Source organism: Amycolatopsis sp. NPDC058278, assembly GCF_042881395.1.
Classification (GTDB): Bacteria; Actinomycetota; Actinomycetes; order Mycobacteriales; family Pseudonocardiaceae; genus Amycolatopsis.
Genome location: NZ_JBHVXZ010000072.1, coordinates 1 through 17,050 on the forward strand (window position 1 = coordinate 1; position 17,050 = coordinate 17,050).

The window sequence follows — 17,050 nt, forward strand, 5'->3', positions numbered from 1 at the left end:
AGCTCGTTGTGCGCGGTGCCGCGCTTGATCCACAGGTCGACGTCGCCGAAGCCGTCGAGTTCCCGGGCCAAGACCGCGAAGAAGTCGGGGTCGAGGACCAGCTCGCCCTCCCGGGCGATCGCCTGGTCCACCGCCGCCGCGTCCCGGCGGCCGTGCCGCAGTTCGGTCGCGGTCCGGAAGGCCCGCAGCGAACGCAGGTTCCGGATGTCGCCGAGGAAGAGCACGCCACCGGGGCGGAGCCGGGCCGCGGCCGTGCGGAGGACTCCGGCGAGGTAGCCGACGCTCGGGAAGTACTGGGCGACCGAGTTGATGATCACCGTGTCGAAGTCCGGCAGTTCGCCCAGGTCGTGGGCGGGCCGCGCGGCCAGGTGGACCTTGCTCGCGAACGGCGTCGCCGCGAGTTCGCGCCGCAGGTTGGCGATGGCCTTGTCGGACAGGTCGACGCCCCAGTACTCCTCGGCGTCCGGGGCGATCCGCGACAGGATCAGGCCGCTGCCGACACCGATCTCCAGGACGCGCTTCGGCCGCAGGGACCGGATCCGGTCGATCGTCGCCGCGTGCCACTCCCGCATCTCGGCGAGGGGGATCTCCGAGCCGTCGTAGCTGGAGTTCCAGCCGGTGAAGTTCTCCTCGAGCCCGCCGGCCGCGGCTTCGGTGAAGACGTTCTCGTGCAGCTCGCGCCACTCGCCGACGTGGTCCAGTTCCGCTTCTTCGTCCCGCCCGGCCGACGGCACGGCGTAGGCGATGAGGCGCCCGTCCCGGGCGACGACGACGGACTGCCCGACGGCCGGGTGCTCGGCGAGCACGGACTCGATCTCGCCGAGTTCGACGCGGTAGCCGCGGATCTTGACCTGGTCGTCGGCCCGGCCGAGGAACACCAGCCGCCCGTCCGGCAGCCATTTCACCAGGTCACCTGTGCGGTAGAGACGTCCGCCGGAACCGAAGGGGTCGGCGACGAACCGCTCCGCCGTCAACCCCGGGCGCCCGAGGTAGCCGCGGGCCAGGCCGCTGCCGGCGAGGTACAGCTCCCCCACCACGCCGGGCGGGACCGGCCGCAGCCCGGCGTCGAGCACGTACGCGCGAGTGCCGGGGTCGGGGATGCCGATCGGGACGACCGTCGCGTCCGCCAGCTCGGCCGGGTCACACTCCCCGAGCGTCGAGTTGGTGGTCGCCTCGGTCGGGCCGTAGGCGTTGAACATCCGCCGCCCCGGCGCCCAGCGGCGCACCAGCTCCGGCGACACGCGCTCGGTGCCCGCCAGCAGCACGCTGTCGCGCGGGAGGCCGAGGTCCGCCGGCATGGCGTCGAGCAGAGCGGGCGGCAGGATCATGAAGTCGACGCCGTGGGCGTGCGCGTACTCGGTGAGCGCCGGGCCCGCGACCCGGCGCTCGGCCGGGACGACGACCAGCCGGCCGCCCGAGAGCAGGCCGAGGCAGAGGTCCCAGAAAGCGACGTCGAAACTCGGCGACGCGAACTGCAGCACCCGGCTGTGCGGGCCGACGCCGAAGCGTCCGACCTGGGTGGCGACCAGCTTCGCGACGCCGGAGTGCTGGAGGACGACGCCCTTCGGCCGCCCGGACGAGCCGGACGTGTAGATCACGTACGCCGCGTTCTCCGGCGCGATCGTGACCTGGGGGTCCTCGGTGGACATTCCGGCGAGCGTCGCGTCGTCGAGGAGGACCCGTGGCAGGGCCGCGGGCAGCTTCGCCTCGACGTCCCGGGTCGTCACCACGCAGACCGGGGCCGCGTCGTCGGCCATGTAGGCGATCCGGTCGCCCGGGTAGTCGACGTCGATCGGCAGGTACGCGGCACCGGCCTTGAGCACCGCCAGCTCGGCGATGATCATGTCCACCGACCGCGGGACGGCCAGCGCGACGACCCGCTCCGGCCCGGCGCCACGGGAGAGCAGCAGGTGCGCGAGGCGGTTGGCGCGGGCGTTCAGCTCGGCGTAGGTGAGCTCGACGTCCTCGAACACGAGTGCCACCGCGTCGGGGGCCTCGGCGACGCGGCGGGCGAACATCCCGGGGAACGTCTCGGTGCCCGCCGGGTCGAGGCAACCGGCCCATTCGGTCAGTACGCGGTCGCGCTCGTCGCCTTGGAGAAGGTCCAGGGCCCCGACCGGGCGGTCGGGCTCGGCCACGGCCGCGCGCAGCAGGACTTCGAGGCGGCGCAGGATCGCGTTCGCGCCGGCGTGGTCGAAGACGTCGGCGTTGAATTCGAGGACCCCGGCGATCCCGGCGTCGCGCTCGGTCAGCGAGATCGACAGGTCGAACTTCGAGGTCCCGGTGGTCACCGGGAGCTCGGTGACGGCCAGGCCGGGCAGGGTCACGTCGGCCCGGGCGTTGTTCTGCCCGGCGATCATGACCTGGAACAGCGGGTGGTAGGACAGCGACCGCGCCGGGTTGAGCACTTCGACCAGGCGCTCGAAGGGCACGTCCTGGTGGGCGTACGCGTCGAGGTTGCGCTCGCGGACCCGGGCGAGCAGCTCGCGGAAGGTCGGCTCGCCACCGGTGTCGACGCGCAGGACCAGGGTGTTGACGAAGAACCCGACCAGGTCGTCCAGGGCTGGGTCGGTGCGACCGGCGATCGGCGAGCCGATCGGCACGTCGGTGCCCGCACCGAGGCGCGTGAGCAGGGCCGCGAGGGCCGCGTGCACGACCATGAACACGCTGGCGCCGCTCTCGCGGGCCAGGTCGGCCAGGCCGGCGTGGAGCCCGGCGTCCCAGGTGAAGGTGTGCAGCTCGCCGCGGAAGGTCGCGGTCGCCGGGTGCGGCCGGTCCAGGGGCAGCTCGATCCGGTCCGGCAGGCCGTCCAGTGCCGTCCGCCAGTAGTCCAGCTGGGCGCTCAGCACGCTGTCCGGGTCGTCTTCGTGGCCGAGCAGCTCCTGCTGCCACAGCGTGTAGTCCGCGTACTGCACCGGCAGCGGCGTCCACTGTGGAGTTTCGCCGGCCCGGCGGGCGGCGTAGGCCGTGGCGATGTCGCGCCACAGCGGAGCCATCGACCAGCCGTCGGAGGCGATGTGGTGGAACACCAGCGCGAAGACGTGCTCACGGGCGCCCAGCCGCAGCAGCTCCGCGCGCACCGGCACCTGCCGCTCCAGCTCGAACGACCCGCGGACCAGCCCGGTCAGGGCCTCGTCGAGATCGGTGACCTCGCGGACGGGGAGGTCGACCTCTTCGGCCGGGAGAACGTCCTGGTAGGGCACGCCGTCCCGCTGCGGGAACCGGGTGCGCAGCGCTTCGTGCCGGGCGACCACGTCCGTCAGCGCCCGCCGCAGCGCCTCGACGTCGAGGTCGCCTTCGAGCCGCATGACCAGCGGGACGTTGTAGGTGGCCGACGGCCCTTCGAGGTGGTGCAGGAACCACAGCCGCTGCTGGGCGCCGGACAACGGGACGAGGTCCGGACGGCGCGCGGGGAGCAGCGGCGGCCGCGCGGCACCGCGGGCGGTGGCGAGCACCCCGGCCAGGCCCGCCGGGGTCGGCGTCTCGAAGACCGCCCGCACCTCGAGTTCGGCGTGCAGGGCGGTGCGCACGCGGGCGATCAGCCGGGTGGCCAGCAGCGAGTGCCCGCCGAGGGCGAAGAAGCTGTCGTCCGGGCCGACCCGCGGCAGGCCGAGGACGTCGGCGAACAGCGCGCACAGCTCCCGTTCGACCGGGGTGCGCGGCTCGCGGTCCGAGACCGGCGCGGTCACGTCCGGGGCCGGCAGCGCGCGGCGGTCGAGCTTGCCGTTCGCCGTCACGGGAAGCGCGTCGAGCACGACGATCGCCGACGGCACCATGTGCTCGGGCAGCCGTCCGGCGGCCAGGGCACGCAGGTCCGCGGGCAGGGCGGTGCTGAGGCGCGAGCGCCGGGGGTTGCCGGTGTAGGAGAGCAGCGGGTCCGGGCCGGGCCGGAACGCGCCGGCCGGGTCGCCGGTCGTGAACAGGACGTCGACCGAGCCGTCGCCGGCCGCGGACCAGGTGACGACCGCACCGAGTGCGAACCAGTCCTCGGGGTCGACGCCTTCGGTGATCCGCCCGTTGGGGACGCCCTCGACGCGCAGGCCGTCGCGGACCCGGCCGGCCACTTCCTCCACAGTGGACACGTCGGTGCCCCACCTCAGCGTCTCCACCGGGCGCGGCTCGGCGGCACCGGAGCGCAGGACCACGTCGTAGCGGTACTGGGTCAGTTCGTTGACCGCCCGGCCGCGCTTGACCCGGATGTCCGCCGCGACCCCGTCGAGGCCCGCGAAGAACTCCGGCGCGACGAGCAGCTCCTTCTCCCGCAGCAGCCGCTGTTCGACGTCGCCGCCGCGTGCCCGGGCCACGGCGGTGTGGAACGCCCGGACCTGACGCAGGTCCCGGACGTCCCCGACGAAGAGCGAGCCGCCGGGCGCCAGCAGCGCCAGGGCCTGGCGCACGACGTCGAGGAGGTACGTCCCGCTCGGGAAGTACTGGACGACGGAGTTGAGCACGATGGTGTCGAAGAACCCGGCCGGCAGGCCGGTGAAGTCGGCGGCGTCACCGGTGCGCAGTTCGACGCGCCCGGCGAGCGCGGGATCGGCCGCGACCCGCTCGCCCAGCGAAGCGATCACCTCCGCGGAGAAGTCCGTGCCCCAGTAGGCCTCGCAGTGCGGGGCCAGCCCGGTCAGGAGCAGGCCGCTGCCGACACCGATCTCGAGCACCCGCCGCGGCGCCAGGTCGCGGATCCGGGTGACGATGGCGTCGCGCCACTCGCGCATCTCCGCGCGCGGGAGCGGCTCGCCCGTGTAGCTGGAGTTCCAGCCGGCGAACTCGTCGCCGTCGCCCGAGTACATCGAGTCGTACAGTTCCCGCCACTCGCCGACCTGCTCGGTCTCCTCCTCGGCCGAACCGGAGGTGTCGGCGGGGACGACGTACCCGACCAGGCGGACGTCGCCGGGGCGGTCTTCACGGGCGACGACGACGGCGTGGGCGACGTCGTCGTGCGCGGCCAGGGTCGCGGCGATCTCACCGGGTTCGACGCGGAACCCGCGGATCTTGATCTGCTCGTCGCCGCGGCCGAGGAACTCCAGCACGCCGTCGGGACGGAAGCGGGCGACGTCGCCGGTGCGGTACATCCGGGCGCCGGGCGTGCCGAATGGGTCGGCGACGAACCGCTCGGCGGTGAGCCCGGCCCGGCCGAGGTAGCCGCGGGCGAGCTGGACGCCGGCCAGGTACAGCTCACCGGGGGTACCCGGCGGGACCGGGCGCAGGGCGGCGTCGAGGACGTAGGTGCGGGTGTTCCACACCGGACGTCCGATCGGAACGGCCGCGTCGCCGGAGGACGTCCGCCACGAGGTGACGTCGACCGAGGCTTCGGTCGGGCCGTAGAGGTTGTGCAGCTCGGCGGTCAAGACCTGGCCGAACTGCGCGACGGCGTCCAAGGGCAGGGCCTCGCCACTGCACAGCACCCGGCGCAGGCTCGTGCACTCCCCCGCCGCCGGCTCCTGGAGGAAGACCTGGAGCATCGACGGGACGAAGTGGACGGTCGTGATGTCCCGTTCGCGGATCAGCCGGGCGAGGTAGGCGGGATCCTTGTGCCCGTCCGGCCGGGCGAGCACCTCGGTGGCGCCGGTGATCAGCGGCCAGAGGAATTCCCACACCGAAACGTCGAAGCTGGACGGCGTCTTCTGCAGCACGCGGTCGTCCGGGGTGAGGCCGTACTCGTCCTGCATCCACAGCAGCCGGTTCACGATCCCGGCGTGCGGGACGACCACGCCCTTCGGCCGGCCCGTCGACCCGGAGGTGTAGATGACGTACGCCGGGTTCTCCGGCCGCGGCACGACTTCCAGGGGTGCGGCCGAGACTCCGGCCAGGGTGTTCGGGTCGTCCAGGAGCAGGGCGCCCGGGACGGCGGTGTCCGCGACGGCCAGCACCAGCGCGGGGTCGGCGTCTTCGAGCATGAAGGCGATGCGGTCGGCCGGGTAGCCGGGGTCGAGCGGCAGGTAGGCCGCGCCTGCCTTGAGGACGGCGAGGATCGCCGTGACCAGGTGCGTCGAACGGGGCAGCGCCAAGGCGACCACGCGCTCCGGCCCGGCGCCCCGCGCGGCCAGCACGCGGGCCAGGCGGTTGGAGACGGCGTCGAGCTCGGCGTAGGTGAGTTCTTCGTCCTCGAACACCAGCGCCGGGTGGCCGGGGGTCCGCGCGACCTGGGCGGCGAACAGCTCGGGCACGGTGACCGCCGGGACGTCCTCGACCGCACCCGACCAGGCCTGTTCGAGGCCGTCACGCTCGGCCGGGGTGAGCACGTCGAGGGAGCCGAGGCGGCGGTCCGGGGCGGCAGCGACCTGGCGGAGCAGGGTTTCCAGGCGGTCGAGGACGCCGGTCACGGTGGCCCGGTCGAACACCTCGGCGTTGAACTCGGCCTGGCCGTGCAGGCCGTCGGCCCGCTCGGTGAAGGAGAACCAGAGGTCGAACTTGGCCGTGCCGGTGCCGACGGGCCGCTCGGTCACGGTCAAGCCGGGCAGTTCGACGCCGGTGCCGGGGGTGTTCTGCCAGGCGAGCATGGTCTGGAACAGCGGGTGGTGGGCCAGCGACCGGGCCGGGTTGAGGGCCTCGACCAGCCGCTCGAACGGCACGTCCTGGTGGGCGTAGGCGTCGAGGCTGCGCTCGCGCACCCGGGCGACGAGCTCGCGGAACGACGGATCGCCGCCGGTGTCGACGCGCAGGACCAGGGTGTTGACGAAGAACCCGACCAGGTCGTCCAGGGCCGGGTCGGTGCGGCCGGCGATCGGGGTGCCGATCGGGATGTCGGTGCCCGCGCCGAGCCGGGTGAGCAGCGCCGTCAGGCCCGCGTGCACGACCATGAACGGGCTGGCGCCGCAGGCGCGGGCGAGGTCGGCGAGCCCGGCCCGGAGCCCGGCGTCCCAGGTGAAAGTGAAGAATCCGCCGCGGTAGGCCGAGACCGGCGGGTGCGGCCGGTCGAGCGGCAGCGGGATCCGGCCGGGCAGGCCGTCGAGGGCTTCCCGCCAGTAACCGAGCTGGACCGTCTCTTCGGTGGCGAGGAGATCTCGCTGCCAGAGCGTGTAATCCGCGTACTGCACGGGCAGCGGCGTCCACTGGGGAGCGTCGCCGCGCAGGCGGGCGCGGTAGGCCGTCGCGATGTCCCGCCACAGGGGCGACAGCGACCAGCCGTCGGCGGCGATGTGGTGCACGACCAGGACCAGCACGTGCCGCCGGGGGTCGACGGCCAGCAGTTCCGCGCGCACCGGCACCCCGGCACCGAGGTCGAACACGCCGCGCACGAGCGCGGCCACTTCGGCGTCCACATCGGACGCTTCGCGGACGGTCAGCTCCACCGTCCCTTCGGGAAGCACCTGCTGGTGCGGCACGCCGTCGACGACCGGGAAGACCGTCCGCAGCGCCTCGTGCCGGTCCAGGACGTCGGCGAGCGCCGAACGCAGCGCGTCGACGTCGAGCTCGCCGGCCAGCTCCATGACGAGCGGGACGTTGTAGGTCGCCGAGCCGCCTTCCAGCCCGTGCAGGAACCACAGGCGCTGCTGCGCGAACGACAGCGGCAGCCGGTCCGGCCGTTCGGTGACGCGCACGAGCGGGCGCCGCCCGGTCTCGGTGACGGCGCCGGCCAGGAGGTCCGCGAGCGCGGCCGGCGTCGGCGCGTCGAACACCGCCCGCACCGGCACTTCGGCGCCGACGGCCGCGCGGATGCGCTGGATCAGCCGGGTGGCGAGCAGCGAGTGCCCGCCGAGCGCGAAGAAGTCGTCGTCCGGTCCGGCCTGCGGCACCCCGAGGACGTCGGCGAACATCTCGCAGAGCAGCTGCTCGACGGGGTTGCGCGGCGCGCGGCCCGGCCCGGCGGCGAACCGCTCGGGGCTCGGCAGGGCATTGCGGTCCAGCTTGCCGGAGGCGAGCACCGGCAGCCTGTCGAGGATCACGAACGCCGACGGCACCATGTACTGCGGCAGCCGGTCCCGGACGTGCGCGCGCAGCGATGCCACCAGCGCACCGGTCTCGCGGCGGCCCGCGGGGTTGTTGGCGTACGAGCCCGGCGCGCCGGTCTGACGCACCGGCCGGTAGGCGAGGGCCTCTTCGCCCCTCGTGAAGACCGCTTCGAGCGCACCGCCCTCGGCCGCCAAGGTGACCGCCACGCGGTAGCCGGCGCGCTCGCCGAGCCGGTACAGCTCCTCCGGGTCGACGCCGTCCCGGCGGCCGAGGGCGGCCAAGGCGGCCTCGGCGTCGCCGGTGTCCAGGGCGCGGACCGCGGCCAGTTCGCCGGCCAGCCGCGCGTCCGGGATCGCGGTGACGCGCAGCCTCTCCGGTGACTCGGCGGCCAGGAATCGTTCCACCGCACCGAGGCCGCCGAACGCGACGACCTGCTCTCCGGCCGCTTCCGGCCGCGGGGCCTTCCGCAGCACGACGTCGTAGCGGTGCCGGGTCAGCTCGTTGTGCGCGGTGCCGCGCTTGATCCACAGGTCGACGTCGCCGAAGCCGTCGAGTTCCCGGGCCAAGACCGCGAAGAAGTCCGGGTCGAGGACCAGCTCGCCTTCCCGCGCGATCGCCTGGTCCACCGCGGCGACGTCGGTCCGGCCCCGGTGCAGCTCGACGGCCGTCCGGAAGGCCCGCAGCGAACGCAGGTTGCGGAGGTCGCCGAGGAAGATCGTGCCACCCGGCGCCAGCAGCCCGGCGGCCGTTTTCACGACTTCGGCGAGGTAGTCCGCGCTGGGGAAGTACTGGGCTACCGAGTTGACGATCACGGTGTCGAACGGCTCGTCCGGCAGTTCGCCGAGGTCGTGGGCGGGCCGCGCGGCCAGGTGGACCTTGCCCGCCAGTTCGGGCATGGCGGCCACCTCGCGCCGGACGTTCTCGATGGCGCTCTCGGAAAGGTCGACACCCCAGTAGGTTTCGGCGTCCGGCGCGATCCTCGAGAGGATCAGCCCGCTGCCGACGCCGATCTCCAGGACGCGCTTCGGCTGCAGCGCACGGATCCGCTCGATCGTCGCCGCGTGCCACTCCCGCATCTCGGCGAGGGGCAGCTCCGAGCCGTCGTAGCTGGAGTTCCAGCCCGCGAAGTTCTCTTCGATGCCGTGGGACCCGGCGAGCATCTCCTCGTGGACGTCGTGCCATTCGTCGACGTGGCCCTGCTCGGCCGCCTGGTCGCGGTCGGGCACCGGCACGGCGTAGGCGATCAGCTGCCCGTCCTGCGCGACGACGACCGACTGCCCGACGCGCGGGTGCTCGGCGAGCACGGACTCGATCTCGCCGAGCTCGATGCGGTAGCCGCGGATCTTGACCTGGTCGTCGGCGCGGCCCAGGAACACCAACCGGCCGTCGGGCAGCCACTTGACGAGGTCACCGGTCCGGTAGAGCCGTCCGCCGGAGCCGAAGGGGTCCGCGACGAACCGCTCCGCGGTGAGCCCCGGCCGCCCGAGGTAGCCCCGCGCCAGCCCGCTTCCGGCGAGGTACAGCTCGCCGACGACCCCGACCGGCACCGGGGCGAGGTGCGCGTCGAGGACGTACGCCCGGGTGCCGGGGTCCGGCACGCCGATCGGCACGGCCGAGCCGGGGAGGATCTCCGGGTCGCAGAGGCCGAGCGTCGAGTTGGTGGTCGCCTCGGTCGGGCCGTAGGCGTTGAACATCCGCCGCCCCGGCGCCCAGCGGCGCACCAGCTCCGGCGACACCCGTTCGGTGCCCGCCAGCAGCACGCTGTCCCGCGGCAGGTCGCAGTCTTCGGGGAATTCGGCGAGCAGCGCGGGCGGCAGGATCATGAAGTCGACGCCGTGGGCGTGCGCGTACCCGGCCAGTTCGGGGCCGGGCACCCGGCGCTCGGCCGGGACGATCACCAAACGGCCACCGGAAAGCAGGCCGAGGCAGAGGTCCCAGAAGGCGACGTCGAAACTTGGCGACGCGAACTGCAGCACCCGGCTGTGCGGGCCCACGCCGAACCGCTCGGCCTGCGTCGCGACGAGCTTGGCGACGCCCGCGTGGGAAACCACGACCCCCTTGGGCCGCCCGGTGGACCCGGAGGTGTAGATGACGTAGGCGGCGTTGGCCGGGACGATCGCGGCGGCCGGGTCCGTCGCCGGGACGTCGTCCAGGCGCACCTCGTCGAGGACCACGACATCGCCGTCGAAAAGGCCGGCGAGTTCGCGGGTGGTGACCACGCACACCGGGCGGGCGTCGGCGACCATGAACGCGATGCGCTCGGCCGGGTAGTCCTGGTCCAGCGGCAGGTACGCGGCGCCGGCCTTGAGCACCGCGAGTTCGGCGACGATCATGTCCACCGACCGCGGCACGGCGAGCGCGACCACCCGCTCGGGACCCGCGCCGCGGCCGATGAGGACGTGGGCGAGCCGGTTCGCGCGGGCGTCGAGCTCGGCGTAGGTGAGTTCGACGTGCTCGAAGACGAGGGCCACCGCGTCCGGCGCCTCCCGGACGCGGGCGGCGAACAGCTCCGGCAGCGTCGACGGGGGTGCAGCCAGGTCCGTGTCGTTCCATTCCTCGAGCACGCGGTGCAGTTCCGGCGGCGCCATGAGGTTCAGCCGGGCGACCGGCCACTGTGGACGTTTCTGGGCGTCGGCCAGCAGGCGGTCGAGGTGGTCCAGCATCCGGTCCACAGTGGACTCGTCGAGGACGTCGGCGCGGTAGTGCACGCCGTCGGCGGTCAGGTTCAGGTCGAGCGGGAGGCCGGTTTCGGCGCCGAAGCCGACGTTGACGAACACCGATCCCCCGCGGCCGGGCTCGGGCTTCAGCTCGGCGACCAGGTCTTCGAAAGGAATTTCGTGCGCCAGCGCCGCTTCTCGCGCTTCGCGCACGCGGGCGACGACGTCGGCGAACCCGGGCGTGCCGCCCAGATCCACCCGGAGCGGTACCAGCGCGCCGATCCCGAGCACGACATCGGCGGTGCCCGCATACCGGGACAGCAGCACGGTGAAGGCCGCGAGGAGCGTCAGCTCGTCGGCCGCGGGCAGCGGCCGGACCAGCGTCGCCCGGGCACCGGGCCGCGCGGGGTACGGCCGGTCGACCGGCAGCGGCAGCTCCTTGGGCGCCGAAGCGAGGCGGTCGCGCCAGAAACCGAGCCTCGACACCTGCTGCTGCACAGCGTCACCGTTGCTCACCGGTAGACCAGCCTCCCGCTGCTCACGGCGCCCCCATCGGAGCGCGAACTTAGGTGACCCTAACAAACGGATGGTGAGGATGCACTCCTGTACCATCGGTTAGCCTTACCTAAATCAGTACCAGTCGGAGGTGCGGTGCGAACAGACCCCGGAGGGATCGCTCTCAAGCGACGCCCGCCACACACGGGCCGCGCGCTCGGCCTGCTGGCCGCACTCGGCGTCCTGGTTTTCCTGTGCCTGCTGAGTGTCTGGGTGGGGTCCAAGGAGATTTCGTTCGGCGCCGTCTGGCAGGTCCTGTGGCACGACGACGGCTCCGCCGACGCCGTGATCATCCACAGTGTCCGGATGCCGCGCACCCTCCTGGCGGTGCTGGTCGGCGCCGCGCTCGGCCTGGCCGGCACGCTCATGCAGGCGTTGACCCGCAACCCGCTCGCCGAACCGGGGCTGCTCGGCGTCAGCGCCGGCGCCGCGTTCGCCATCGTCTTCTCCATCACCGTGCTCGGCGTCAGCTCCCTCTACGGCTACATCTGGTTCGCCTTCGCCGGTGCGCTCGCCGCGACCACCGTCGTCTACTTCCTCGGCGCCCGGGGCCGCACCGGCTCGAGCCCGGTCAAGCTGGCTCTCGCCGGAGCCGCCGTCACGGCGCTGCTCGGCTCGTTCACCAGCGCGATGGTGCTGACGGACCCGGTGGCGCTCAACCGGTTCCGGTTCTGGTCGGCCGGTTCGCTCGCCGGCGTCGACGGCGGATCGCTGCTGCGGGTCCTCCCGTTCCTCCTCGCCGGCGCGGTGCTGGCGATCGCCAGCGGCCCCGCGCTGAACAGCCTCGCCCTCGGCGACGACGTCGCGGTGGCACTCGGGCGGCGGCTGGGCCCGCTGCGGCTGCGCGGCGCCCTGGCCGTCACCCTCCTGACCGGCGCTTCCGTCGCGGTCGCCGGCCCGATCGTGTTCCTCGGCCTGGTCGTCCCGCACGCCGTGCGGTTCGTCATCGGGCCGGACCACCGGTGGCTGCTGCCCTACACCGCGGTCCTCGCGCCCTGCCTGCTGCTGGCCGCGGACATCCTCGGCCGGATCATGGCGCGGCCCGGCGAGGTCCGCGCCGGCGTGATCGTCGCCTTCCTCGGCGCGCCGTTCTTCATCTACCTGGTCCGCCGCCGCAAGCTGGTGGAGGCCTGATGAGCCTGCTGCAGGTGCGGCGCGACCGCGTCACCTTCCGCCTCGCGAAACCCGCGGTGTCCGGCCGGATCCGGCTCCGGCTGGTCGCCGTCTCGCTCGCGCTCGCCGTGCTGGCGTTCGCGTTGTTCTGCGTGGGCATGACGATCGGCGACGTCCCGCTCGGCGCGTCCGACGTCCTGTCCGCCGTGTTCGGCGGGGGCGACAGCGGCACCGCCTACATCGTGCGGGAGCTGCGGCTGCCGCGAGCGCTGACCGGACTGCTCGCCGGGCTCGCGTTCGGCGCGTCCGGCGCGGTGTTCCAGACCATCACGCGCAACCCCCTGGCCAGCCCGGACCTGATCGGCATCAACGCGGGCGCGGCCACCGCCGTCGTCGCCGGGATCTCCTTCGGCTTCGGCGGCGGCCTCGGCACGACCACGCTCGGCCTGCTCGGCGGGTTGCTGACCGGGCTGCTCGTGTACGTCCTCGCGTGGCGGCGCGGCACCACCGGCTACCGGATCATCCTGGTGGGCATCGGCATCTTCGCGATGTGCACCAGCCTGACCGACTACCTGCTCAGCCGCGCGCAGATCACCGAAGCCCAGGCGTCGATCGGCTGGTTGGTCGGCAACCTCGCCAACCGCGGCTGGGCGCACGTCGTCCCGCTGGCCTGCGCGCTGGCGGTGCTGCTGCCGCTGGTGCTGGCCCTGTCCCGGTGGATGCGCACGCTGCAGCTCGGCGACGACGTGGCGGCCGGGCTCGGCACGCCGGTGCAGCCGGTGCGGCTGGGCCTGCTGCTGGCCGGCGCCGGGCTGGTGGCCTTCGCGACGGCGTCCGCGGGCCCGGTCTCGTTCGTCGCGCTGACCGCGCCGCAGATCGCGCAACGCCTGGCCCGCCAGGCGTCCCCGCCGCTCACCGCCTCCGCGCTCACCGGCGCGGTCGTGGTGCTGGGCAGCGACATCCTGGCCCGCACCCTCACGGCGTCCCCGCTGCCGGTCGGCATCGTGACCGGCGCGCTCGGCGCCCCGCTGCTGCTCTGGCTGCTGGCCAGGGCCAACCGATCCGGCTCCGGAGGCTGAGAAGATGACACCGTCCCTGCGCGTGCAGGACCTGCGCGTCGCCTACGACGACCGGGTCGTCATCGACGGCCTCGACCTCGACATCCCGGCCGGGAAGATCACCGCGATCGTCGGGCCGAACGCGTGCGGCAAGTCGACGCTGCTGCGCACGCTGGCCCGGCTGCTCACGCCGAAGTCGGGCGGGGTGTACCTCGACGGCCGCTCGATCCACGACCTGCCGACCCGCCAGGTCGCCCAGCGGCTCGGCATCCTGCCGCAGTCCCCGGTGGCGCCCGAGGGCATGACGGTGGCCGACCTCGTCGGCCGCGGCCGCGCCCCGCACCAGAGCTGGTGGCGCCAATGGTCCACATCGGACGAAGGCGCGGTCCGCGCGGCCCTGGAAGCCACTTCGCTGCTGGACCTCGCCGACCGCCCGGTGGACGAGCTGTCCGGCGGCCAGCGCCAGCGCGCGTGGATCGCGATGGCGGTCGCGCAGGGCACGCCGGTGCTGCTGCTCGACGAGCCGACGACGTACCTCGACCTGGCGCACCAGATCGACGTGCTGGACCTGGTCGTCGACCTCAACCGAGCCGAGGGCCGCACGGTGGTGATGGTGCTGCACGACCTCCCCCAGGCGTGCCGGTACGCCGACCACGTGATCGCGATGAAGGCGGGCCGCGTGGTGGCCGGCGGCGAGCCGGCGTCGGTGATCACGGAGACCCTGGTCGAGGAGGTCTTCGACGTCCGCTGCCAGGTCACCCCGGACCCGGTGAGCGGGACGCCGATGGTCATCCCGATCAGCCGCCACCACCCGGCACCGGTGCACTAGCGCTATCCTGGGGCCCGGCCTTCCTCACCGTCTCCGAGGACCGATCCGGCCGAATCCCCCACCAAGGAAGCTGACTGCCGTGTACGTGCTGCCCGAAAAGACCACCGGCTCCGAACGCGAACTGCTGGAGGCCATGCTCGACCGCGGCCGCCTCGCGCTCGTCGAGAACGCGCGCGGCCTGTCGGAAGCGGACGCCCGGCGCCGGCTGGTCCCGTCCCTGACCACGCCGATCGCCCTGGTCAAGCACGCCGCCGTCGCCGAGCGCCGCTGGTTCCAGTGGCTCATCGCCGGGCTCGACGAGGCCGAGATCGACGGGCCTTCGACTCCCGGAGACCCCAGTTTCGTGGTCACCGAAGAGGAAACAGTCGACGACGTGATCGCCGAGTACGAGCGGACCAGCGCGCGCTCACGCGAGATCGCGGCGGGCTTCTCGCTCGACGACCGGTGGACGCACCCGGTCGTCGGCGAGGTCACCCTCCGGTTCGTCTACCTGTTCCTGATCGAGGAACTCGCCCGCCACACCGGCCACGGCGACATCCTCCGGGAGCAGCTCAGCGCGCGCTGACCGCGAACTCCCCGGCCGGCTCCGCGACCACCCGGCGGTCCACCACGGACTGCAGGATCTCGCCCACCCGCATCGCGGTGTTCGACAGCAGCGACGACGTGATGCCGTGCGTGTGCTCGGTCCCGCCCTGCAGGTAGATCCCGCCGCGCAGGGGCGGTTCGGTCGCCAGCCGGTAGTCGCGTTCGACGCGGAGCCGGCCTTCTTCGTCGCGCAGACACCGCGGGCCCAGTTCGCCGAGCAGCGGCGTCGGGTCCGCGGGCCGGTAACCCGTGGCGTAGACGACCGCGTCGGCCTCCAGGACCGTGCGCTCGCCCGTCGTCAGCGACTCGACCGTCACCGTTCCGGTGTCGGTCACCTCGACCGGGCGGGAGACGTTGAACAGCCGCAACCGTTCCACCCCCAGCACCTTCTCGCGGTAGACCCGGCGGTAGAGCTCGTCGATCAGGTCGATGTCGACGGCCGAGTAGTTCGTGGCACCGTGGTAGCGCATCAGGCGGTCCTTCACCGGCTCGCCCGCGCGGTAGAACTGGTCGACGGCTTCCGGGTCGAAGATGCGGTTGGCGAACGAGCTGTCGTCGGCCGGGCTGTAGCCGTAGCGGGCGAACACCGCGCACACCTCGGCGCGGGGGAACTCCTCGTGCAGCAAGGCGGCGACCTCGGCCGCGCTCTGCCCGGCACCGACCACGACGAACCGCTTCGGGTCGGCACTGCGCAGCGCGTCCACGCGGAAGAGCAGTTCGCTGTTGTGCCAGATCCGGGCACCGGAGGTGACGCCGTCGGGCAGCTGCGGCCGCAGACCCGTGCCCATCACCAGGTTCCGGGCGCGCAGGCAGGAGCCGTCCGAGGCCCGGACGTCGAAGTAGGCGACTTCGGAACCGTCGTACACCGGGGTCACGGAGATGACCTCGGTGCCGTAGGAGACGACGTCGTCGACCTTGGCGGCCGCCCACTCGAAGTAGTCGTGGAACTCGACCCGCAGCGGGAAGAGGTTCTTGTGGTTGATGAAGTCGACCAGCCGCCCGGCCGCGTGCAGGTAGTTGAGGAAGCTGAACTCACTGGTCGGGTTCCGCATGGTGACCAGGTCCTTGAGGAACGACACCTGCATGGTCGCGGTGTCGATCAGCATCCCGCGGTGCCAGCCGAAGCGCGGCTGCCGCTCGAGGAAGTGCGCGGTCACCGGCTCCCCGGCGCCCGCGTCGTTGTGCTCGGCGAGGGCGATCGCGAGCGCGAGGTTCGACGGCCCGAAGCCCACGCCGACGATGTCGTAGATCGGGACCTCTGCAGCCATGTTGCTCCCTCGCGTGCTCCGATACGGTTCAGGGAACCCTAACCTAACTTAGGCGAGCCTCGCCTAGTACGTTCGTGGTGATGTTCGTCCCCCGATCATGAAAGGCACTCTCGAATGCGCGTGGCGATGTTCGGCTACCAGACCTGGGGGCACCGGACCCTGCGGGCGCTCATCGACGCCGGCCACGAGGTCGCCCTCGTGGTCACGCACCCGAAGAGCGACCACGCCTACGAGCGGATCTGGGCCGATTCGGTCGCCGACCTCGCCGAGGAGAACGGCATCCGGGTCCTGCTGCGCACCCGCCCCGACGACGCCGAACTGCTGGCCGAACTGAAGGCGGCGGACCTCGACCTGATCGTGGCGAACAACTGGCGGACCTGGCTGCCGCCGGAGATCTTCGAGCTGCCGCGCCACGGCACCCTGAACATCCACGACTCGCTGCTGCCGGCCTACGCGGGCTTCTCACCGCTCATCTGGGCCGTCATCAACGGCGAGCCCGAGGTCGGCGTCACTGCCCACATGATGGACGGCGAGCTCGACGCCGGCGACATCGTGCTGCAGCGCGCGATCCCGGTCGGGCCGGCCGACACCACGACCGACCTCTTCCACCGCACGGTCGACCTCATCGCGCCGATCACCGCCGAAGCCATCTCCTTGATCGAGACCGGCTACACGCCGGTGCCGCAGGACCGGTCGAAGGCCAGCTTCTTCCACAAGCGAGCCAAGCGGGACAGCCTGATCGACTGGACGCTGCCACCGGAGGACCTCGAGCGGTTCGTGCGCGCGCTGTCGGACCCGTACCCGAACGCCTTCGCCTACCACCGCGGCGAGGAGCTGCGGATCATCAAGGCTTCCGTGTCGCAGGGCCACTACGGCGGCACGCCGGGCCGGATCTTCATCCGCGAGGGCGACGGCGTGGTGATCGTCGCCGGGCCGGACGCCCGCCGCGGACAGTCCCCCGGCCTGCTGGTCGAGCGCGTCCGCACCGCCGACGGGACCGATCTGCCCGCGCACGAGTACTTCAAGACGATGGGCGGGTACCTCACCGACCGCCCGTGACCGGTGAGCGGGACATCCCTTGGCGGCGCC

General features: G+C 72.9%; 7 protein-coding genes. 5 read left to right on the plus strand and 2 right to left on the minus strand.

Features of this window, described 5'->3' with window-relative positions:
- Positions 1-11,069 (minus strand): amino acid adenylation domain-containing protein (locus tag ACFVYA_RS31385; protein ID WP_387050118.1); only part of this gene is annotated, 11,069 nt, incomplete at its 3' end.
- A gap of 135 nt (positions 11,070-11,204) precedes the next feature.
- Here ACFVYA_RS31385 and ACFVYA_RS31390 point away from each other — a divergent pair.
- The 4 genes from ACFVYA_RS31390 to ACFVYA_RS31405 all read left to right on the plus strand — a co-directional run bounded on the left by ACFVYA_RS31390 (position 11,205) and on the right by ACFVYA_RS31405 (position 14,673).
- Positions 11,205-12,242: a FecCD family ABC transporter permease gene (locus ACFVYA_RS31390; RefSeq protein WP_387050120.1), complete on the plus strand. Its 1,038-nt coding sequence runs from the start codon at positions 11,205-11,207 to the stop codon at positions 12,240-12,242.
- Positions 12,242-13,300 (plus strand): FecCD family ABC transporter permease, encoded by a 1,059-nt coding sequence (locus tag ACFVYA_RS31395; RefSeq protein WP_387050121.1) that lies wholly within the window; start codon positions 12,242-12,244, stop codon positions 13,298-13,300. The genes ACFVYA_RS31390 and ACFVYA_RS31395 overlap by 1 nt, the downstream gene beginning before the upstream one ends.
- Before the next feature lie 4 nt (positions 13,301-13,304).
- Positions 13,305-14,108 carry an ABC transporter ATP-binding protein gene (locus ACFVYA_RS31400; protein ID WP_387050123.1) on the plus strand — a complete coding sequence of 268 codons (804 nt, stop codon included), beginning with the start codon at positions 13,305-13,307 and terminating at the stop codon, positions 14,106-14,108.
- A 79-nt stretch (positions 14,109-14,187) separates the two neighbouring features.
- On the plus strand, positions 14,188-14,673 hold the full coding sequence (locus tag ACFVYA_RS31405) for a DinB family protein (RefSeq protein ID WP_387050124.1): 486 nt from the start codon (positions 14,188-14,190) through the stop codon (positions 14,671-14,673).
- Here ACFVYA_RS31405 and ACFVYA_RS31410 read toward each other — a convergent pair.
- Complete coding sequence (locus tag ACFVYA_RS31410; RefSeq protein ID WP_387050126.1) at positions 14,660-15,961, minus strand: lysine N(6)-hydroxylase/L-ornithine N(5)-oxygenase family protein; 1,302 nt, start codon at positions 15,959-15,961, stop codon at positions 14,660-14,662. The two genes, ACFVYA_RS31405 and ACFVYA_RS31410, sit on opposite strands and share 14 nt — an antisense overlap.
- 114 nt (positions 15,962-16,075) lie before the next feature.
- On the opposite strand from ACFVYA_RS31410, the gene ACFVYA_RS31415 reads away from it, so the two are divergent.
- Positions 16,076-17,020: a methionyl-tRNA formyltransferase gene (locus tag ACFVYA_RS31415; protein ID WP_285992193.1), complete on the plus strand. Its 945-nt coding sequence runs from the start codon at positions 16,076-16,078 to the stop codon at positions 17,018-17,020.
- Positions 17,021-17,050 lie beyond the last annotated feature (30 nt).